16 protein-coding genes and 1 tRNA gene are annotated in these 22,016 nt (G+C 48.3%); 11 read left to right on the top strand and 6 right to left on the bottom strand.

The window, feature by feature from the left end:
• Window positions 1-500 precede the first annotated feature (500 nt).
• Window positions 501-2,738, top strand: coding sequence for an NADP-dependent isocitrate dehydrogenase (locus tag FTT64_RS04660; RefSeq protein ID WP_005180056.1), 2,238 nt, complete (start codon window positions 501-503; stop codon window positions 2,736-2,738).
• Window positions 2,739-3,270: 532 nt separating this feature from the next.
• Here FTT64_RS04660 and FTT64_RS04655 read toward each other — a convergent pair.
• Window positions 3,271-3,357 (bottom strand) — tRNA-Leu (locus tag FTT64_RS04655).
• Between the two features lie 179 nt (window positions 3,358-3,536).
• Here FTT64_RS04655 and queA point away from each other — a divergent pair.
• The 8 genes from queA (at window position 3,537) to secF (ending at window position 11,846) form a co-directional block, all read left to right on the top strand.
• The gene (gene queA, locus FTT64_RS04650; protein WP_168382661.1) at window positions 3,537-4,574 is read left to right on the top strand and encodes a tRNA preQ1(34) S-adenosylmethionine ribosyltransferase-isomerase QueA; all 1,038 of its coding nucleotides are present in this window, start codon (window positions 3,537-3,539) and stop codon (window positions 4,572-4,574) included.
• Window positions 4,575-4,585: 11 nt separating this feature from the next.
• A complete protein-coding gene (locus FTT64_RS04645; protein ID WP_104487901.1) occupies window positions 4,586-5,611 on the top strand; it encodes a hypothetical protein in 1,026 nt (341 codons plus the stop codon).
• Window positions 5,612-5,633: 22 nt separating this feature from the next.
• On the top strand, window positions 5,634-6,200 hold the full coding sequence (locus FTT64_RS04640) for a LemA family protein (protein ID WP_180061448.1): 567 nt from the start codon (window positions 5,634-5,636) through the stop codon (window positions 6,198-6,200).
• Between the two features lie 186 nt (window positions 6,201-6,386).
• On the top strand, window positions 6,387-7,211 hold the full coding sequence (locus FTT64_RS04635; protein ID WP_180061449.1) for a DUF4303 domain-containing protein: 825 nt from the start codon (window positions 6,387-6,389) through the stop codon (window positions 7,209-7,211).
• Window positions 7,212-7,348: 137 nt separating this feature from the next.
• Window positions 7,349-8,479: a tRNA guanosine(34) transglycosylase Tgt gene (gene tgt / locus FTT64_RS04630; protein WP_045796613.1), complete on the top strand. Its 1,131-nt coding sequence runs from the start codon at window positions 7,349-7,351 to the stop codon at window positions 8,477-8,479.
• A gap of 102 nt (window positions 8,480-8,581) precedes the next feature.
• Window positions 8,582-8,911, top strand: a complete 330-nt coding sequence (yajC, locus tag FTT64_RS04625; protein ID WP_005180065.1) for a preprotein translocase subunit YajC — start codon at window positions 8,582-8,584, stop codon at window positions 8,909-8,911.
• Window positions 8,912-8,964: 53 nt separating this feature from the next.
• Window positions 8,965-10,866 carry a protein translocase subunit SecD gene (gene secD / locus FTT64_RS04620; RefSeq protein ID WP_016658621.1) on the top strand — a complete coding sequence of 634 codons (1,902 nt, stop codon included), beginning with the start codon at window positions 8,965-8,967 and terminating at the stop codon, window positions 10,864-10,866.
• A gap of 8 nt (window positions 10,867-10,874) precedes the next feature.
• Window positions 10,875-11,846 (top strand): protein translocase subunit SecF, encoded by a 972-nt coding sequence (gene secF / locus FTT64_RS04615; RefSeq protein ID WP_180061450.1) that lies wholly within the window; start codon window positions 10,875-10,877, stop codon window positions 11,844-11,846.
• A gap of 48 nt (window positions 11,847-11,894) precedes the next feature.
• On the opposite strand, the gene FTT64_RS04610 is transcribed toward secF, so the two are convergent.
• The 5 genes from FTT64_RS04610 to cysM form a co-directional block, all read right to left on the bottom strand.
• The gene (locus tag FTT64_RS04610; RefSeq protein WP_180182022.1) at window positions 11,895-12,539 is read right to left on the bottom strand and encodes a 4'-phosphopantetheinyl transferase superfamily protein; all 645 of its coding nucleotides are present in this window, start codon (window positions 12,537-12,539) and stop codon (window positions 11,895-11,897) included.
• A gap of 75 nt (window positions 12,540-12,614) precedes the next feature.
• Window positions 12,615-14,921 carry a bifunctional (p)ppGpp synthetase/guanosine-3',5'-bis(diphosphate) 3'-pyrophosphohydrolase gene (locus FTT64_RS04605; protein WP_168380005.1) on the bottom strand — a complete coding sequence of 769 codons (2,307 nt, stop codon included), beginning with the start codon at window positions 14,919-14,921 and terminating at the stop codon, window positions 12,615-12,617.
• 31 nt (window positions 14,922-14,952) lie between these two features.
• Window positions 14,953-16,344, bottom strand: coding sequence for a 23S rRNA (uracil(1939)-C(5))-methyltransferase RlmD (gene rlmD / locus FTT64_RS04600; protein ID WP_005180076.1), 1,392 nt, complete (start codon window positions 16,342-16,344; stop codon window positions 14,953-14,955).
• A 6-nt stretch (window positions 16,345-16,350) separates the two neighbouring features.
• Entirely contained in the window at window positions 16,351-17,172 is an 822-nt protein-coding gene (locus FTT64_RS04595) for a 3'-5' exonuclease (RefSeq protein ID WP_005180079.1), read from the bottom strand.
• 26 nt (window positions 17,173-17,198) lie between these two features.
• A complete protein-coding gene (cysM, locus tag FTT64_RS04590; RefSeq protein ID WP_160240986.1) occupies window positions 17,199-18,128 on the bottom strand; it encodes a cysteine synthase CysM in 930 nt (309 codons plus the stop codon).
• Between the two features lie 154 nt (window positions 18,129-18,282).
• On the opposite strand from cysM, the gene FTT64_RS04585 reads away from it, so the two are divergent.
• On the top strand, window positions 18,283-21,093 hold the full coding sequence (locus FTT64_RS04585; RefSeq protein WP_180087767.1) for an ATP-binding protein: 2,811 nt from the start codon (window positions 18,283-18,285) through the stop codon (window positions 21,091-21,093).
• Between the two features lie 108 nt (window positions 21,094-21,201).
• Complete coding sequence (locus FTT64_RS04580; RefSeq protein WP_016658615.1) at window positions 21,202-21,990, top strand: crotonase/enoyl-CoA hydratase family protein; 789 nt, start codon at window positions 21,202-21,204, stop codon at window positions 21,988-21,990.
• The last annotated feature ends 26 nt before the right edge of the window (window positions 21,991-22,016 follow it).

The following is a 22,016-nucleotide window of genomic DNA, read 5'->3' as shown; positions in this document are numbered from 1 at the left end:
TTGTTCCATTTTAGAGATTTGTTTAAGATAAGATATAACTCATTGAGATGTGTCATAGTATTCGTCGTTAGAAAACAATTATTGTGACATTATTTCAATGAGTTATCTATTTTTGTCGTGTACAGAGGACGATAATATATCCGCCTGATCAGTGAATCGTCATCACATGATCAATCTGTCTTATTGGTATTGAAAAATCAGGTTAATCATTCAAATCTAATACGCAGATGTGCTGGATGGAATGATCGAGTTTGAAGGAAAAAAGGCGGCTCTTTGAGTGTTTTTCTTACCCAAACAGGCAAGTGTGGATTCAAATCAGGCACAAATATCACGAATTAAAATGCATCATTTTTCAGCGAAATGTCGTTATCACGGATATTACGTTGACTGAAAAGGCTTGAGGGTCGATACTCTCAAGGTTTTACTTAAGCAAACCGGTTCGCAGGGGCTGATTCATCACTTTCACCCCCTCAAAACTCAATCAACGCAAGGGGCTATATATGGCTGGTGGAAAGTCAACCATCATTTACACACTGACTGACGAGGCGCCATTACTGGCGACTTATTCGCTGCTGCCGATTATTGAGACCTTTACTAAGCCGGCCGGCGTAGAGATCGTTAAAAGTGACATCTCCGTGGCCGCACGCGTGCTCGCAGAATTTTCTGACTACCTCACCGACGAGCAAAAGGTCACTGACAACCTCGCAGAGCTAGGTCGTCTTACACAAGATCCAGATACGAACATCATCAAACTTCCAAACATCAGTGCTTCTGTTGCTCAGTTGACTGCATGTATCAAAGAACTTCAGTCTAAAGGCTATGCGGTTCCTGATTACCCTGAAAACCCGACCACTGAGGAAGAAAAGGCAATCAAGACCCGTTATGGCAAATGCCTGGGCTCTGCAGTAAACCCGGTATTACGTGAAGGTAACTCTGACCGTCGCGCACCAACTGCAGTAAAGAACTACGCGAAGAAAAACCCGCACTCAATGAGCGAGTGGAAACAGTGGTCACAAACTCACGTTTCTCACATGGACGAAGGCGACTTCTACCATGGCGAAAAGTCCATGACTTTAGACCGCGCGCGTAACGTGAAAATGGAACTGATCACCAAGTCAGGTGAAACCATTGTTCTGAAGCCAAAAGTTGCGCTGCAAGACGGTGAAATCATCGACTCGATGTTCATGAGCAAAAAAGCGCTTTGCGACTTCTATGAAAAAGAATTGGATGACTGTAAAGAAGCCGGCATCCTGTTCTCTTTACACGTAAAAGCGACCATGATGAAAGTTTCACACCCGATCGTATTCGGTCACTGTGTGAAAATTTACTACAAAGATGCTTTCGAAAAACATGGCAAACTGTTCGACGAGTTAGGCATTAATGTCAATAATGGTATGGCCGGTCTTTACGAGAAGATCGAAACTTTGCCTACTTCTTTACGTGAAGAAATCATCGAAGACCTGCACGCGTGTCAAGAACACCGTCCTGCACTGGCGATGGTAGATTCTGCAAAAGGTATCACCAACTTCCACTCTCCGAACGACGTAATTGTTGACGCATCTATGCCAGCAATGATCCGTTCTGGCGGTAAAATGTGGGGTGCTGACGGCAAGCCTTACGACTGTAAAGCAGTAATGCCAGAATCGACTTTCGCGCGTATTTACCAGGAAATGATCAACTTCTGTAAATGGAATGGTAACTTCGACCCACGTACCATGGGTACTGTGCCTAACGTTGGTCTGATGGCGCAAAAAGCGGAAGAATACGGTTCACACGACAAGACTTTCGAAATTCCTGAAGCGGGTGTTGCCAACATCACGGATCTGGAAACAGGTGAAGTGTTGATGTCTCAAAACGTGGAAGAAGGCGACATCTGGCGTATGTGTCAGGTGAAAGACGCACCAATCCGCGACTGGGTGAAACTGGCTGTTACACGTGCACGTAACTCTGGTATGCCAGCCATCTTCTGGTTAGACCCGTACCGTCCACACGAAAATGAACTGATCAAGAAAGTACAAAAATACCTGAAAGATCACGATACAGACGGTTTAGACATCCAGATCATGTCACAAGTCCGTGCAATGCGTTATACGCTTGAGCGCGTTGCTCGTGGCCTGGATACCATTTCTGTAACCGGTAACATCTTACGTGACTACCTGACTGACCTGTTCCCGATTATGGAACTGGGTACATCTGCGAAAATGCTGTCAATCGTACCGTTAATGGCTGGTGGCGGTATGTACGAAACAGGTGCTGGTGGTTCTGCGCCGAAACACGTACAACAGCTGGTTGAAGAAAACCACTTACGTTGGGATTCTTTAGGTGAGTTCCTGGCACTGGCGGTATCTCTAGAAGAGCTTGGCATTAAAGAAGACAACGCGAAAGCGAAACTTCTGGCGAAGACTTTAGATGCTGCAACAGGCAAACTGCTGGACAACGACAAATCTCCATCACGTCGTACTGGCGAGCTGGACAACCGTGGCAGCCACTTCTACCTGGCAAAATTCTGGGCAGAAGAACTTGCTGCACAAGACGAAGATGCTGAACTGAAAGCGAAATTTGCTCCACTTGCACAAGCTTTAGCTGCAAATGAAGAGAAAATCGTGGCTGAACTTGCAGAAGTCCAAGGCAAATCAGTAGATATCGGCGGTTACTACGCGGTAGATCAAGCGAAAGTAAATGCCGTGATGCGTCCAAGCGAAACCTTGAATGCAACGCTGGCTTCATTACAAGCTTAAACTGGATTTGACTGACCTTTGTTAGTCAACTCATAAAAAAACCGGTGCTAAGGCGCCGGTTTTTTTATCTCACTACTCATTACAAGCTGAACCAATACCTATTTTCCCTCTTTAAATATTTCATGCGTACGTACGTGAACTCATTGGTATTCAATAACCTACAATAGAAATTACAATTTTAAATTATGCTTATTACTCGTTTTGAACAAGCACCTGTTATATGCAAAAAATTGAAATTAATATTGGCAAAAGCAAACAAGTATCTGTCACCATGGACTACGCAGAATATCTTCAACTAAAAGAGGACTCACATCAAACAGGGAAAACACATCGACAAATTTTCCTAGAGTCTTACCGGCTATGGAGGAAACTTAAAATATGCAATCAGGATTGATCAAAATACTCGATTAGTCATTTATTTTTTGATTGTAAATACAGTATCGAATAACAAAGCGATATGAGATAGCTATCCATAAATTTGAGGCAATAAAAAACCCCAAGTCTGAATATGCTTGGGGTTCTTTAAAATCTGTGGTCCCGAGGGTCGGACTCGAACCGACACGTCATCTCTGACAGCGGATTTTGAGTCCGCCGCGTCTACCAATTTCACCACCTCGGGAAGGTGTTGATGCGTATAATAAACTGTTTCACCCGCTTGTCAACGCTCGCCTCCCATATTTGTTTAAAAATAAATCAACCCGATTTTTTTTGTCTTATAATTAGGCAATTTCAGCGATAAAACCAAAAAACGCATATACTACGCCCAATCCTGTTATTGTTTTGCGCATTTATTTAACCATGCAACTTTCTGATTTTAATTTCGATCTCCCTGATGAACTGATTGCCCGTTACCCGCTGGAACAGCGCAGCGCCTCACGCCTGCTGCATGTCAATGCCGAAGGTCAGTATCAAGATCATCAATTTACCGATCTTGTCGATTTACTTGAAGCTGGTGATGTGCTGGTCTTAAATGACACCAAAGTCATGAAAGCCCGCCTGAAAGGTAAACGTGCTACCGGTGGCGCTGTGGAAGTGCTGGTTGAACGTATGCAAGATCAGTTTATTGCGCATTGTCATATTAAAGCCAGCAATTCACCAAAAGCTGGTGCTGAACTCTTCATTGGTCCAGATGAAGTGAAAGTCACGGTACAAGGCCGGCATGAGAACCTGTTTATTGTCGAGTTTTCCCAGCCCATTCTAGAGGTGCTGGATCGCTACGGTGCCCTGCCTATTCCACCGTACTTTAACCGTGAAGCAGAAGCGATTGATACCGAACGCTATCAAACCGTATTTAATGATCCGACCAAACTGGCCAGTGTCGCTGCCCCGACTGCCAGCCTGCATTTTGATGCCGAACTGCTGGCCAAGCTTGAAGCCAAAGGTATTCAAAAAACCTTTGTAACCTTGCACGTCGGTGCCGGAACCTTCCTGCCGGTACGCACCACTGATATTGAAAACCATATCATGCACAGCGAATGGTGTGATGTACCAGCCGCCGCTGTGGAGATGATCCAGCAGGCCAAAGCACGTGGCAATAAAGTCATTTCAGTTGGTACCACAGCCACCCGTGCGGTCGAAAGTGCAGCACAGGCACACGGTGGCACACTGGCCGCCTGGACCGGTGATACCCAGATTTTCATTTATCCGGGCTATAAATTTAAAGTGGTAGACCGTCTAATCACCAACTTCCACCTGCCTGAATCAACCCTGCTGATGCTGGTGTCAGCCCTGTCGAGTCGTGAAAATATCATGCGTGCCTATCAACATGCGGTGGCTCAGCGTTACCGCTTTTTCAGTTATGGCGATGCCATGCTGATTGATCAGGCCCACAGCTAGAGCACTGTCCCATGCCAATCGAGAATATTCAGCACAGCATTCATATTCGCCGCAAGAAGAATCAGCTGGTGTGGAATAATCTCGCCCGGCTCTGGGAAATTGGTGCACAAGCCAAATCCCAGCAGGAACTGCTTGACCGGCTGCATCCCTGGAATGCCCCGATCAGCCTGCGTTTTGAAAACAAGCTGCCAATTTTGCTTGGCATCATCGGCCTGATACTGATCCTGCTGTTCTGGCTGGCCCCTGCGCACTGGGCCTTGCAGCTGTGTCTGCTGCTGGGAGGCCTTTTGATCTTTGGTGCGTTTCTCTGTTATGAATCCAGCCGCCCAATCACCAATGCCATTCAGGAACTGGAGCAACAGGCACTGGCGCTCAAGTATCAGTTGGCCTTTAACAGCATTCCCCGGCATGAACAGATCATCTTCCAGCCGGTCCGTTTTATTGCGCAAATCAAACAGCTGTTTCCGCTGTTCCAGCAAGGCAATCTCAGCAATGACATTCGCCGCTATGCTCTGACCCACTGGCAGGATGAACAGGGCCAGACCCATCAGGTGATGCTGTTTGAATATCGCTATGTCTCTGAAATTCAGGTCCAAGACCAGAATGGCAACAAAATGCGGCTCAAAGAAATTGAAAAATTCCTGTGGGGTGCCATTGTCTTTGGGGTCGAGTTACAGGGACTGGCGCTCAGCTCGCAGCGCAAAAGCTTTGCCTACCCCTATACCCAGCCGTGGCATACCAGTGATATTCAGATTAACCGGCAGTTAAACATCTATGGCACCGATACCCACCAGATGGCCCGGCAGCTGACTCCGGCGGTGGTGCTGAAACTGGCCAATTTCCTGAACGCGCAGCCCGGCGATCTGCTGTTTCATCCTGAACAGAAAATCCTGTGCTATGTAGGTAGCCAGAACCTGTTTCAGGCCAGCAGCAACTATAAAACCATTCAGGATATTTCGGCTTTACGTGGACATCTGCGTACATTTAAATTACCGTATCTAGAACAATTACAACGCCATTTGCTGCAGCTTTTATAAATTTGGACGTGGGGAGATTTCTATGGGATTGATGATTTTTCTGGCTATCATTCTGGCCGTGCTGATTATCGGGATTCTGATTCGCAACAGTATTGTGCGTTATCACAATGCCAGTATTCGTGCCTGGGCCGATGTCACCAGTTACGAACGCCAGAAAGTCAAGATTCTGGAACAGCTGATTCCTGTGGTAGAACAATATTCCAGTTTTGAACAGGGCACGCTGGCCAAAGTAACCGAACTGCGCCAAAACGTATTAAACCTGAAACTGGACAGTACCGACAGCGCCCAGCTGCAACATATTGAGCGCTTGAGTAAAGAGCTGCTGCACAACCTAAACGTGGTGGTCGAGAACTATCCTGAGCTGAAAGCCAATGACATCTATTTAAAAATGATGCACGAAATTGAAGAACAGAATGAAAATGTCGGTGCTGCGATTACCATTTTTAACCGCAATGTCGAGCTGTTTAATAACCAGATTCAGATTTTCCCAAACAACATCATTAACACCTTAACTTTGGGCAAAAAAGCCATTCGCCCGTTCCGTGATCCAAGCATGCAGCAAGGCTTTGAGTATCGCCCGAATTTTTAAAACCAAGATGACCTCTTGATTCAATGTCAAACCGCCTGTCGTGATTACAGCGAGATTTTCCCCGCGCAGATGACATCCGGTTGACATTTGGCTGCGCTTTGTCACAATCAGAACACTGAGCAAAATATCAACAATAGCTCAGGCATTACCACAGCATGATTAAAAATAAAAAAGTTAGTCCCGACCATGTTAGAACATCTGCAGAGCTTTCAAGCGGCACTCATTCACGAGTTTTTTCAACTTTATGAGCAGTATGAACAGGACCAGATTTATGCCTGCGCCCTGGTACTGAATGAATATCTGGGTTTTGAATATCTGGCCATTTCCACCCGGCGCAGCCTGTTTAGCGAGCAGGAAGATCCGGCTCAGTACCTGTCAGACCATGACAAATGGTCAGTCCAGAAATGGCGCTATCGCAGCCAGCCACATCAGCAGCATTTGAATCAGTTTAAACGCCTGTTCACAGACTACTTTCAGCAATGTCATATTTTTGGGCATCCACTGGCTCAGCAGTATGATTCCACGCAACAGAACCGCCTACAGGTTTTGCTGAATGTATTTCAGCAAGCCCGGCAGGCCTTGTCGAATGCCTATGGATTGGACCTGAGTTCAATGGTGTTTTTCATGCAGGTGGCCAAACAGCCACAAATGGCAGCGGACTCTGCGCGGCAACTGAATGCGCCTGGCCCCTTACTAGAAGAGTTTCTGGCCCATCAACAGCGCCCTGCTCTGCTGGATGCTTCATCCCATCCACCGGCGATAAAACTGCAACAGATTGATAAAGACCTGCTGATTGATCTGGCGCAGCTGCTGGAAATTGAACCCTATGATTATCTGGAAATAGCCCACGCCGCCTATTTGCTGACGCTAGAACCGGGCTTTATTGACAGCAATCTGTATATCCAGCGTCTGATTCACTCGATTGCCGCCATGGACAGTAATGAACAGGGCCTGTTTGCCCTCCCGAAAGATGAAATCCAGCAACGGATTCAGCAGTTTTATGCCATGTAATTACCATGATTTTCCTCCACAATATTTACCCAAGAAAACGCATCAAAACTAGCAATTCACGGCAGAATCTAGGAAAATGATGAACTTTTAGCGCAAACAATCAGCGAACTGTTTTTTCGCCTTGATTTGGAACCTGTATGAAGTTTGAAAAATTAGGCCAATCGGGTCGCGCCCGTCGTGGTCGTTTAACTCTTGAACATGGTGTGGTGGAAACCCCTGTGTTTATGCCTGTCGGAACCTATGGCACCGTTAAGGGCATGCTCCCGCGTGATATTGAAGACATTCAAGCACAAATTATTTTAGGCAACACCTTCCATCTGTATTTGCGTCCGGGTCTGGATGTCATTAAAGAACATGGTGGCCTGCACGAATTCATGAAATGGGACAAGCCGATTCTGACCGATTCTGGCGGTTTCCAGGTCTTTAGTCTGGGCGCCATGCGCAAGATTAAAGAAGAAGGCGTGACTTTCCGTTCACCGATTGACGGCTCCAAAGTATTCCTTTCTCCAGAAATTTCCATGGAAATCCAGAAGGTTCTGAACTCGGACATCGTCATGATTTTTGATGAATGTACGCCGTATCCAGCGACCCATGAAGAAGCACAGAAATCTTTACAGCTGTCATTACGCTGGGCCAAACGCTGTAAAGAACATCATCACAATGTCCTTGAAAATAAAAATGCCCTGTTCGGGATTATTCAGGGCGGGATGTATGAAGATTTACGTGATGAATCTTTAAATGGTCTGCTAGAAGTCGGTTTTGATGGCTATGCCATTGGCGGTCTGTCGGTGGGTGAACCGAAAGAAGAAATGATCAAGGTGCTGGATTATCTGCCGAACAAAATGCCGGAAGATAAACCGCGTTACCTGATGGGTGTCGGCAAACCGGAAGATATCGTGGAAGGTATTCGCCGCGGGGTGGATATGTTTGACTGCGTAATGCCAACCCGGAATGCCCGTAATGGTCATTATTTCGTGACCGATGGTCTGGTACGGATTCGTAACAGTAAATACCGTCATGACCAGAGCCCGCTCGATCCGCACTGTGACTGCTATACCTGCAAGAACTTTACCCGCGCCTACCTGTTCCATCTGGAAAAATGCGGCGAGATGCTCGGTTCAATGCTCGGTACCATCCATAACCTGCGCTATTACCAACGCTTTACCCAAGATATCCGTAATGCCTTGGACAATGGCACTTTTGATGACTTTGTACAGGACTTTTACGCCCGTCGCGGTCTGGATGTGCCGCCTTGTCCGCAAGATTAATCTTTTCAGTATTTGCGCTGAAGAAAAAGACAGGGTAAATTGCAGAACAAGTCAATTTATTATCAATGTTATTGATTCCAGTTTTTAGTTTAGGAAAATGAAATGAGCCTTTTTATTTCTACTGCTCACGCAGCAGGTGAAGCTGCACAACAACCAAGCATGGTTGCTAACCTTTTGATGATTGCAGTATTTATTGCAATTTTCTACTTCCTGATTTGGCGCCCGCAATCAAAACGTGCCAAAGAACACCGTGCCCTGATCGACAGCCTGGGCGTAGGCAGCGAAGTGGTGTTTGCTGGTGGCCTGATGGGCAAAATCACCAAACTTGAAGGTGATTTTGCAGTGGTTGAACTGAACCGCGGCGTAGAAGTAAAAATTCAGCGTGCCAGTGTGATTTCAGTTCTGCCTGAAGGCACATTAAACAACCTTTAATCAAAAATTAGTCGTGCGCCCGCACGACTTTTTCATTTTAAGAAGAAAATTAAATGCGTTACCCAGCATGGAAATATCTACTCATCCTTGTGGTTCTGGTGGTGAGTACATTATATGCCCTGCCAAGTTTGTATCCAGATGAACCTGCGGTTCAGATTTCTGGGGCCAAAGCCGGTACCCAAATTGACCAAAGCATCGTACAAAAAGCAGAGCAAATTCTAAAATCAGAAAATATTGCCAGCCATGACAACAGCTTTACCAATAACGCAGCCCTGTTGCGTCTGGACTCAAGCGAAGCACAGCTTAAAGCCAAAGATGCATTACGTCAGGGCTTGGGTGATGATTATGTCGTGGCCCTCAACCTGGCGCCAACCACTCCTGAATGGCTACAGAAAATTGGCGCCAAGCCAATGAAACTGGGTCTGGACTTGCGTGGTGGTGTTCACTTCCTGCTGGAAGTGGATATGGACAAGGCCATCAGCCAGCGCATGGAAACCTCTGCGACTGACCTGCGTCGCCAACTGCGCGACAACAAGCTGAAATTCAACAGCCTGTCTTTGAATAACAACACCATTACCGTGCAGTTCGCCAACAATGACGACCGCTCAGCCGTAATGGACTTCTTGCGCCGTAACGGCAACGAGTTTAACCAGCAGGCACTGGCCACCACAGATGGTGCCATGTTGCGCCTGACCTATACCGACACGCGCAAGCAGGAAATTGAATCCTATGCCGTAAACCAGAACTTGACCACGCTACGTAACCGTATTAACGAGTTAGGTGTGGCCGAAGCGCTGGTACAAACCCAAGGCAGCAACCGTATTGTGGTGGAATTGCCGGGTGTACAGGATACTGCTGAAGCCAAGCGTGTTCTGGGTCGTACTGCGAATCTGGAATTCCGTCTGGTCTCTGATCTGAATGATCAGCATATTGACCCGTATACCGGTCAGCTCAGCAGCCAGACCTTACCACCGGGCACTGAAGCCTTTGCCTTTGAATCGCTCGACAGTGGCCGTCAGTTGCTGCTGAACCGTAGCCGTATTTTAACCGGTGAGCGCGTACAGAATGCATCGAGTGGCTTTAGTCAGGATACTGGCGGCGCCGAGGTAAACATTACCCTCGACTCTGCAGGCGGCAAGCTGATGGCAGACGCGACCCGTAATGCGGTCGGCAAACGTATGGCGGTACTGTTCATTGAAAACAAGCAGCGCATCAGCTATGTAACTGATCCGGAAACCGGCGTCCAGACTGAAGTGCGTACCCCATACACCGAATCAGTCGTGATTAACGCCGCAACCATTCAGGCGGTATTAGGTTCACAGTTCCGGATTACCGGTCTGGATTCACCGCAAGAAGCGGCTGAACTGGCACTGATGTTACGTGCCGGTGCCCTGGCTGCGCCAATGTACTTCGTTGAAGAACGTGTGATTGGTCCTAGTCTGGGTCAGGAAAATATCGACAAGGGCGTAACCTCGACCCAGATCGGTTTTATTCTGGTTGCGATCTGGATGGTGGTGTTCTTCCGTCTGTTTGGTGTGATTGCCAACTTCGCGCTGGTATTTAACCTGGCGATGATCCTGACAGTGATGTCATGGATTGGTGCTTCTTTAACCTTGCCAGGTATTGCCGGTATCGTGATTACCATTGGTATGGCGGTCGATGCCAACGTCCTGATCTGTGAGCGGATACGGGAAGAGATCAAATGGGGGGCCTCACCCAAACAGGCCATCGTAGCCGGTTATGACCGGGCCTATAACACCATTTTCGACTCGAACTTAACCACCTTCCTGGTGGCGTTCATTCTGTTCGCGATTGGTACCGGTCCGATTAAAGGCTTCGCCGTGACCCTAATGATTGGTATTGTCTGCTCGATGTTTACGGCCATTACCGTAACCCGTGCGATTGTACAGATCATTTATGGCAAACGCCGTAACCTGAAAAAGTTGAGCATTTAAGGAGATCGATGATGACTGAGAATACTCAACTGAATCCGAAAAAATACGGCCGTCCGGATGATGAGCGCGTCATTCCGTTTATGAAGATTGCGTTGCCGGCGGCATTGCTTTCGATCATTTTAACCGTGGCCAGCATCTTCTTTATTGCCACCAAAGGCTTAAATCTGGGTCTGGACTTTACCGGCGGTATTGCCGCAGAGCTGAACTACAGCAATCCGGTGAAAGCCAGCGATGTCTCTTCTGCCCTGACGCAGGCCGGTTTCCGTGATCCGGTGGTACAGACCCTGGGTTCTGAACGTGACCTGATGGTGCGTATGCCGGTGCAGGACGAGATTGAAGTCGAAGACCTGACCCAGACCATTACCGCAGCGGCACAATTGCCGGGCAACAGCGCCGATGTGACCAAGGTCGATGTGGTCGGCGGTCAGGTCGGTAACGAGCTATATGTGCGTTCTGCAGGTGCCGTGGCACTGGCGCTGATCCTGATGCTGATTTATGTCACCATCCGCTTCGAGTTCAAACTGGCGATAGGTGCGGTACTGTCCCTGTTCCACGATATTATCGTGACGGTGGGTATTTTTGCGATGATGCAATGGCCATTTGACCTGACCGTTTTGGCAGCCCTGCTGGCAATTATCGGCTTCTCGCTCAACGATAACATTGTAGTCTCGGACCGTATTCGTGAAAACTTCCGTAAAATTCGTGGCGCTTCGCCGCTGGAAGTGGTCAATATTGCCTTAACCGAAACCTTACGTCGTACCATCCACACCTCGATGACGCTGTTACTGGTGGTGGTGGCGATGATGCTGATGGGTGGTGATGGCCTGAAATGGTTCTCGATTGCCATGTTTGTCGGTGTCTTTGTCGGAACCTATTCTTCGATTTATATTGGTACCGCCTTTGCACTGTGGCGTGGTCTGAACCGTCAAGACTTTATTGTGCAGGTGAAGCCGGAATTTGAAGAGGAAGAAATTCCTTAATTCTTTTCCTTTCTGTACCCATAAAAGCCCATCTCCGGATGGGCTTTTTTAATGGCGAATCAGTTGCAGCTTAGGAAACTGAAATCCCTTGCAGGAGCGTTCAGAACGCCAGGCCACGGTCAGCATACAGCCACCAATCTTCAGATGCTGATAGGCAAATGTACCCAGGCCCTCATGATGACAAAACCCACCCTGCTGATGCGGATGAACCCCGCTATTCAGCTGATTCAGACTCATGCGAATACCCAGCCCTGATGCTTTCAGGACGGCTTCCTTGGTGGTCCAGACCTTAAACCAGTAATCTGTCTCCTGGCCATAAGCCTGCCATAATTCCCATTCAGCCGGATGAAATATGTGCCTGGCCAGACTTTCAAAGCGCACCTTGCGATCCAGATCTTCAACATCCACCCCAACATCTTGCAGCTGCTCGCTATAGGCCAGTGCATAGTGCTGACGGCTGTGACTATGATTCAGGGCCAGCTGCGGATACGCGGGTAAAAATGGCTTGCCATATGCAGTACGGGTAAAATCTTCCGAGCAGATTGGCGCGTTTAAATAGGCCGATAGGCGCTGGTTACGAAAAGCATAAATGGCCTGCTTCTGCTGCTGGATGTACGCTTTACGCTCCAGCGCCGGCTGCTGCGGTGCAATCTGTGCCAGACGGGCCAATTCTAAAATGATCTGTGCGCTCATATGTGGACGCATTCCCTGCCTAAACAAAAACCAGCGATCAAGATCACTGGTTTTTTCAAAGATAAGAAAGAAAGTTTAATTGCCCTGTACCAAACGACGTGCGCTGATAATCCCCGGCTGCTGCTCCAAACGTGCCAGCAGACGTGACAGTTGCGCCAGACCTTTGACTTCAATTAACAGCTTCATATTGGCAATACCATCATTTTCGGAAATGGTATTCACCTGACGAATATTAATCTGATCAGAGAAAATCACCTGGGTCAGGTCTTTCAACAGACCACGGCGATCATAGGCTTCCACCACAATCTGCACGCTTTGACCACGGGTTGGCTGCATTTCCCAGTCGGCTTCCACCGCACGTTCCGGCTCCTGGCTGATCATGCGTACATAATCCGGACAGGCCACCTTATGGATACTCACGCCGCGATTCAGGGTGATATAGCCGGCAATGGATTCACCATGTACCGGCTGACAGCACTGGGCAATATGCAGCTCGACGTTATCCAAACCATCAATCAGAATGCCATGCGCCGACAAGGTATGGCTGGCACGCGGATTCAGGGTCGGTTTTAATACCAGTTCCGGTTCATCCTGATCCAGATGCATATGCCGGTTAACCTGGTTAATCAGCGCATGCAGGCTGATTTCACCATTGACCAGACCAATCAGAATGTCTTCACCGAGTTTGACATTAAAGTGATTGCAGTAATCATTCAAGTCGATACTTTTCGGGTGAATCGCCAGACGCGACAATTCCTTATTCAGAATATCACGGCCAATTTCCAGATTCTTGCTGCGGTCCTGCTGTCTGAACCAGTGGCGTAACTTGTCACGCGCCCGCGCAGTCTTGATATAACCAAGTGAGTTCACCAGCCAGTCACGGTTTGGTTCACGGTCTTTCTTGGTCAGAATTTCGACCTGTTCACCGGTTTTTAAGGTATAGGTCAGCGGCACATAACGCTGATTGACCCGCGCGGCATAACACTTGTTACCGACTTCGGTATGTACATGGTAGGCAAAGTCCAGCACGGTCGAGCCACGCGGTAATTCTTTAATATCCCCATCGCGGCTAAACACATAAATCTTTTCAAAATCTTCAAACTCTTGCAGCTGCTCGAAGTTTTCAGTTTCATCATAGGACTTATGCGCACTGGCATCATTACGTTCCTGATAATGTTCCAGCACCGCACGCAAAGAATGCAAACGATGATTGAAGGAATGATCGGTGGTTTTGCTGCCTTCTTTATAGTTAAAGTGCGAACACACGCCAAGTTCTGCTTCTTCATGCATTTCCATGGTACGGATTTGCACTTCCAGCGACTTGTTTTCAGCAATCACTGCAGTATGTAGCGAGCGATAACCATTGGCTTTCGGATTGGTAATGTAGTCATCAAACTGATGCGGAATATGCCGCCACAGCTGATGTACGATACCGAGCGAGTGATAACATTCCGGAATGGTTTTGACCAGTACCCGCACTGCACGAATGTCATAGAGCTGGTCGAAGCTCAGGTCTTTGCTCTTCATTTTTCGATAAATCGAATAAATGTGTTTGACCCGGCCGGTAATTTCCGACTCAATGCCATGCGCCGCCAGTTCACTCTTGAGCTTATCAATCACAAACTGGATATATTGCTCACGTTCTAGCCGCTTTTCATTCAGTAAAGACGCAATTTCTTTATAACGGTCCGGCGCCAGATAACGAAAAGCCAGATCTTCCAGCTCCCATTTTAACTGGGCAATGCCCAGACGGTGCGCCAGCGGCGAGTAAATGGTCAGAATTTCACGCGCCACCCGCTCCTGACGCTCTTTGGACGCTGTGGTCAGTTCACGTAAGGCATAAGTACGTTCAGCCAGCTTGATCAGCACCACACGCACATCTTCAGTGACCGAAATCAGCATTTTGTAGATACCGGTCAGATGCTCGCGCTGGTTGTTATTGAAGTGATCTTCCAGCCGTTTATTCTTTTCAATCAGCTCGGACAGCTTACCCATCGACAGGGTGCCTTTGACCAGGGTATGTACGCTGTCACCGAAATGCTCACGCACTTCTTCCAGGGTCATCACCCCTTCACGCACACTGCGGTACAGCATGGCAGCCGACAAGGTATCTTCATCGACATGCAAATGCGCCAGAATATCGGCCATTTCAATTCCGGTATACAAGGTATTGGACCGGTGCTTGACTGTCGTTTCCAGCTCTTTTTGTAACGTATAGGTGGCAACTTCTTCGAGTTTTGCTAATGCTGCCCCATCTAAGATGTCACGAACCCGGTCCAGCCATTCTGCCAGATCCTGTCGTGCTTGCTCGGCATGTTCTACAGTCGTTTCCTCAGACAATTCGTTTAATCGTCCAGGAAGTTGTTCACGTACTGTGACCATACCCTACTCCTACCTCTATATACTTCATTTTCTATAAATCGTTTATTGATTTTTCTTGCTCAAATAAGGCAATCGATTCTACATGACCGGTATGGCTAAACATATCCATCACCCCGGCTTTGCTTAAACGATAGCCCTGTTGCACCAGCATCCCCGCATCCCTTGCAAGTGTAGCCGGATTACATGACACATAAACGATTCTTGCCGCACCAAATTTGGGCACATAATGCATGACTTCCTCGGCACCGGAGCGCGGAGGGTCAATCAATAATGCATCAAATCCTTGATTTGCCCAAGAATGATGCGAAAAATCTTTTGTTAAATCTTGTGAAAAGAATTTCACCTGAGTTAACCCGTTCAGCTGGGCATTTTCCGCACCACGATGCACCATTTCATCTGAACCTTCCACGCCAACCACCGTACCACTTTCGCCGACACAGCGCGCCAAAGGTAAAGAGAAATTGCCTAATCCACAAAAAAGATCCAGCACACGCTCACCTGCCTGCAACTGAAGCAAATCACATGCCAGCTTGACCATTTGCGGATTCACGGTGGAATTTACCTGGGTAAAATCCAGCGGATGGAAAGCAAATTTCAGCTCAAATTCCGGCAGTGCATAATGCAGACGCATGGCCTGATCAGGTTGATCTACACGTTGCACACTGTCTGGTCCCGCAGGCTGCAGATACAGTTGCCATTGTTTCTGTAACGCAAATTTGAGCAGTTGGTTGACATCTGACTCAGATAATTTTTCCGTATGCCGGACCAACAGGGCAATTTCCGTGTCACCCATCGCCAATTCTACATGACCAATGTCAGCTTTGCCTTTTAGACTTTGGAGTAGTTGTTTCAGGCGGGTGATTGAACCGAGTTCACGGTCCAGAATCAGACAGCGGTCAATTGAGGTCAGCCGGTTGCTCTGGCGTTCCCGGAAACCAACCACCAGTTTGTCTTTATTTGGGAAATAGCGTACTCCAATCCGGGCACGGCGGCGATAATCCTCCCGGGTTGAACGTAACGGTGTCAGCCATTCATCCGGTTGAATGCCTGCAAAATGCTGCAGGTGCGACTTGAGTACATCCTGTTTTAAACGAATCTGCTCATCCAGCTGGATATGCTGCATATTGCAGCCGCCACAGACACCAAAATACGGACACGGCGGCTCGACCCGCATCTCGGCAGGTGCAGATAACAGTTCGATACAGTCGGCTTCTTCTAACCGTTTGGTGACATGATGAATCCGTGCTTTGACTGTTTCACCCGGCAAGGCACCCTGAATAAACACCTTCTTGCCGTGTTTATCCTGCGGATGTTCAGGCTGTGAACCATAGTGTGCAATCCCGCGCCCTTCATGGGACAGCGACTCAACCTGAAAGGTATGGATCAGGGGTTGAGCTGGACGAGCGGATGGACGATGTTTCATGAGCACCTAAAGTGTGGAAGATGGGAAGTCTGCAGCAGTAAAGTATGTGGCTTGTGCATTCTGGCGCCAGGCTGCGAGGAACTCGCCATGCTGTGGCAGGCTGGATAAATACTGGATGGTGGTCTGAACCCACAGGCGATGATCATCCAGCTGCAACTGCCCTTTCAGCAAGAGCCAGCGCAGATAGATCAGCCAGGTATTCAGCACATCACCTTCACAATAGCTGGTGAGTTTGAGCCATTCACCGGCGCGGATATATTCCGGCACATGATAACCGGCTTCACCGCGTTTACCCGGAAAACCCAGCAGATGCGCCATATCATCCAGTTTCTGGAAATTCCGGCCATTAAACATGGCCATCACATCCATCAAGTCAATATGCCGCTGATGATAGCGGTTCTGGTAGTTATTATAGCGCTTTTGCGTGTCAATTTCGCCCTGATCAAACAGACTTGGCGCAGACAGGCCATGATACATGGCACGATATAAAATCACCGGCAAATCAAACTGCGAACCGTTCCAGCTCACCAGAGTCGGATGACGCTTGTCAAAAATCGACAGAAATTTTTTCAGGATTTCGGCTTCGGTATACTGTTCCCGGCTAAAAGAAAACAGGGTCATTAAGCCGGTTTCATCAATCCACAGGCCGGAAATACAGACAATTTCATGCAGCGGCAAACGCTGAAAATCCATACCTGATTCCTGACGGCGCAGCTTCATCAGTGCCTGCTCCAGATCTGCCTCCGGCAAATCCAGACCATACAGATGCGCCCCCGACTTCAGGTCGGTCCATGTTTCAATATCAAATACCAACACCGGTAGACGCATAATTTTCTCTACAGCTTGACAGTGGTTTATTCAGGATCTTGAACTGAAAATAAACCGGTCGATAAATAACGGTCACCCCGGTCGCAGATAATACAGACAATCACCGCACCCGGGTTTTCTTCTGCCAGTTTCAGCGAAGCCCAGACCGCACCACCCGATGACGTCCCGGCACTGATACCTTCTTTTTGTGCCAGTTTACGCATGGTCCGCTCGGCTTCAATTTGCGGAATATCAATAATCCGGTCGACACGACTACGATCAAAAATGGTCGGTAAATATTCTTCCGGCCAGCGGCGAATACCGGCAATGCTGGAACCATCTGAAGGCTGTAACCCAACAATCTGAATATCCGGATTCATTTCTTTCAGGTATTTGGATACCCCCATAATGGTACCGGTGGTCCCCATCGAGCTGACAAAGTGGGTAATTTTACCGCCAGTTTGCTGCCAGATTTCCGGCCCGGTGGTCAGGTAATGCGCTTCGACATTGTCCGGATTACCAAACTGGTTCAGTACCAGACCTTTACCTTCGGCCTGCATTTGCAGGGCCAGATCACGCGCTCCTTCCATGCCCTGTTCTTTGGTCACTTCAATCAGTTCGGCACCATAGGCACGCATGGCATCTTTACGTTCCTGACTCATGTTGTTCGGCATGATCAGCTTCATCTGATAACCACGCATGGCAGCCACCATGGCCAGTGCAATCCCCGTATTTCCGCTGGTGGCTTCAATCAAGGTATCACCCGGTTTGATCTGACCGCGCTTTTCCGCCTGCATAATCATGTTATACGCTGGGCGGTCTTTGACTGAACCTGCCGGATTGTTGCCTTCCAATTTGGCCAACACCGTGGCTTGGGTATGACTTGCAAGACGCTGCAAGCGTACCAATGGCGTTTTGCCCACATAATGATCTAATAGAAATTCATCGGCTTGGAAATCAGGGGTGGTATTACTCATTATTTGCACCTTTCTCTAGGTGCGCATATTGTATGAAAAAAACCACCCGCCTGCACTCTTTTCACCAGCTTTTTCGTGAAAGTGCTTAAAGCACAGTCAGTTTTAAAATAAAGCGTGCTAAACTGCTCGGCAGAACGAATAAACTGCTTTAACCATGTCAAATATCAATAAAAAGTTATTTAAGCGCCTACATTTAAATCATGCTTATGGGCAACTGATTGCCCTGATATTTGTGCCCATTATGGTGCTGGCGGCAGTCGGTGCAGGACTGGTTCTGACCGAAACCTCGAATGCAGCGCGCGCCCAGCAAAAGCAGATGGCGATTGCGATTTTAACCCGCTATGAAATGCTGTCTGAAGTGGCCTTGCAGCAGCTCAACACCTTTCCCTGGCAATATGAGCAGGCGCGCAGCTATATGCAAAACCTGCTCAATGAAAAGCATTTACTTCGGACTGCCATTATTGATTCCCAAGGCCGTAGTCGCCTGAGTATGGGCTATCAAGATCAGGCCGGCTGGCCCAGTTTTCCGCGCGATGCCGCCTTCTTTGGCCCCATTCAGCATAAAGACAGCCATGTCTATGGTTTACGTATTGATGAAAGCCAGAGCCAGTATGCCTGGCTGCTAATCGAACTAGACAATCAACCCCTGGAAATTGCCCGTTATCGGGTCATGACCGTGCTGATTACCACCGGCCTGCTGACCCTGATGCTTCTGTTGCTGTGTCTAAATTTCTATTCGCGCCGCTGGATTGCGCCAATGTACGAAATCCGTATGCAACTGCAACGCCTGAATGCCGACACGCTAGATCAGCACATGGTAATTAACAGTACCGGCGAGCTGCGTTTATTGCAGCGTGATATTGCCAATGTGGTCAAGCGTCTGCATTTCAGCTTTCTGGAACTAAAAGAACATACCGAACAGACCGAAGATGACTTGCGCCGCACCCTAGATACCTTGGAAGTCCAGAACATTACTTACCGTCAGGCACGTGACCAGGCGATTTCAGCCAACCAGTCCAAATCGGTCTTCCTGGCCAATATCAGCCATGAATTACGTACTCCGCTGAACAGTATTGATGGCTTTATCCATTTATTACTGCGCCAGGGTAATCTCAGCAATGAGCAGAACCTGTATCTGCAAACCATTCGCAAATCCTCGGCGCATCTGCTGGCGCTGATTAACGATGTACTGGATTTCTCGAAAATTGATGCCGGCAAACTGGAACTGGAAACCGCACCTTTTGATCTGGAAGAAGCCATTTATGATGTAATGGACATGCTGTCGCCGCTGGCCGCGCAGAAGCAGATTGCGATGGCCTTTTATTATGCTGACAACGTGCCAAAGCATGTGATTGGCGATGCCCTGCGCTTTAAGCAGGTGCTGACCAACCTGATTTCCAATGCCATTAAATTCACCCCGGATGGTGAAATTATTGTACGTGCGCGCATTGAACATGAAGATATCGGTCAGAGCATGATTCATTTTAGCGTGCAGGACAGCGGTATTGGTTTAAGCGGCACCGACCGGAAAAAACTGTTTGAATCCTTCTCGCAAGGCGATGCTTCTGTGACCCGTCAGTTTGGCGGGACCGGTCTGGGTCTGGCGATTTCCAAGCAGCTGGTACATTTAATGCAGGGCCAGATTGGCTTTGAAGACAACCAGGAACGCGCACCGACTGAAAAAGGCTCGACCTTCTGGTTTACTGCCGTATTCAGCATTGATGAAGATGAAATTATTGTGCACCCACGCTTTGCCAACAAGCATGTGGTATCCTATCTGGCGCATCCGGCAACCGCCAATGTGCTGCGTCACTATCTGGAAAATTATCAGGTCCAGCATACCGAAACCACTTCGATTCTGGACTTATTCAGCCGACTCAATCACCTGTCTACACCGGAAGAAGACACCTGGTTAATTGTCGATCATAGCGGTGACACCGAAGCCTTACTGAAAGAAATTCGCAGCCGCTATCAGGGCAATCTGGCCATTTACGGCTACCAGATGGCGCTTGATCCAAGCATGCTGAATGAATATCGCACCCGCCCGCTGTATCAGCCTTTAAGCCGTGGCGCGCTGATTCAGTTACTGAACAATGAAAATCCGTTTGAAGATACAGGCACCGAAGTCTTTGATGGACAGGGGCTGCATGTGCTGGCGGTAGATGACCACTTGCCAAACCTGATTGTTTTAGAAGCCTTGTTAGGTGAACTGAATGTCACCACCACCAAAGCGCTGAGCGGTCAGGAAGCCCTGAATATCCTGCAAGAGCGGATTGAACAGGATGCCAAACCGTTTGATCTGGTGTTTATGGATATTCAGATGCCGGTGATGTCCGGGATTGATACCACCCGCGCCATCCGCTCGCTGGAGTCCACCCTCGACAAGCATAAACGCCTGCCAATTATCGCCCTGACTGCACATGCGCTGGCCGATGAAAAACAGAATCTGCTGAAGGTCGGCATGGATGATTACGTCACCAAGCCAATCCAGATTGAACAGATCATCCAGATTCTGACCCACTGGACCACTGAAAACTTTAACAAGGTGCCGGCAGTGGAAAAAGCCGTGGTGATTGAAGCGCTTGATCCGCTGGTTCTTGACTGGCAGCAAAGCCTGATGCTGGCCGCCAACAAGGAAGATCTGGCACTGGATCTGCTGCGTATGCTGCTCGACAGCTTTGCCACCGAACTGCATGAAATGCAGCAGCTGATTGAACTGGAAGATTTCCCGCAACTGGAGCATGTGCTGCATCGCCTGTATGGCGCCACCCGTTATGTCGGCACCCCAAGCCTGCAGGAAGCCACCGGTTCTTTTGAGCAGTTTGTTTCGACCTTACGTAAAGAACGCCGTAAAGCCGATGATGCCTTTATTCAGGAAGTGCTAAGACGCTTTGATGAATTACAAGCCGTGATTGCTCAGGTTGAACATGCCGCCGAGCAGATTCTAAACAAGCACACGCAGTAGTCTGACTCGACTAAAGTCAGGGTGTTGAAAGATGGATGTGACTGCCCTGTCATGTATCATGCGTATCTGCATGCTATGCTCAACAGAGGAAAAATAAGAGTTTAGACCATGACCATAGTACAGGTAGAAAAAAATAACGGCATTGCCATTGTGCGACTGAATCGCCCGGAAAAACGCAATGCCATGAGCTTTGCATTATTAAAACAGCTGGTCAAAACTGCCAGGCAGCTAAAAAAAGACCGTAGCTTGCGCTGCGTCATTCTGACTGGTGAAGCCGAAGTGTTTAGTGCCGGTATTGATCTGGCCGATTTAAACAATCCGCAAAATCGTGCCTTTGCCGCCTGGGAATTACTCAAACCCGGCCAGAGCCTGTTTCAAAAAGCCTTTCTGATCTGGCAGGAATTGCCCGTCCCTGTGATTGCTGCGATTGAAGGTTACTGTTTTGGAGCGGGGATGCAACTGGCACTGGCAGCAGATATTCGTATTGCCCATCCTAAAACCCAGATGTCAATTATGGAAAGCCGCTGGGGGCTGGTACCGGATATGGGTCTGAGCCGCTCTTTAAAAGGCCTGATTGGCCTGGACCTGGCCAAAGAACTGACCCTCACTGCCCGCATTTTTGAAGCACAATATGCCAAAGAAATTGGCTTAGTCACCCACTTAAGTGACACACCACTGGATCATGCCCAGATTCTGGCGCAGGAACTGGCGCAGCGTTCTCCGGATGCGCTGGCTGCGGCCAAACAGGTGCTAGATGCCATGGAACATAATCCACAAAAATCCTTACGTCTGGAAAAAATCTGGCAGCTGAAATTACTGCTTGGCAAAAACAGTCAACTGGCGCGTAAAAAAGACAAGCAACCTGACACCAGTTTTTTACCGCGTCAATTTAACTAAGCACAGAGCATCAAGATCGGGAAGAG

This window comes from Acinetobacter sp. Q186-3, assembly GCF_013420655.1.
Lineage (GTDB): Bacteria > Pseudomonadota > Gammaproteobacteria > Pseudomonadales > Moraxellaceae > Acinetobacter > Acinetobacter indicus.
The sequence above is the reverse complement of the archived record's forward strand: the minus strand, read 5'-3'. Positions and strand labels throughout refer to the sequence as shown.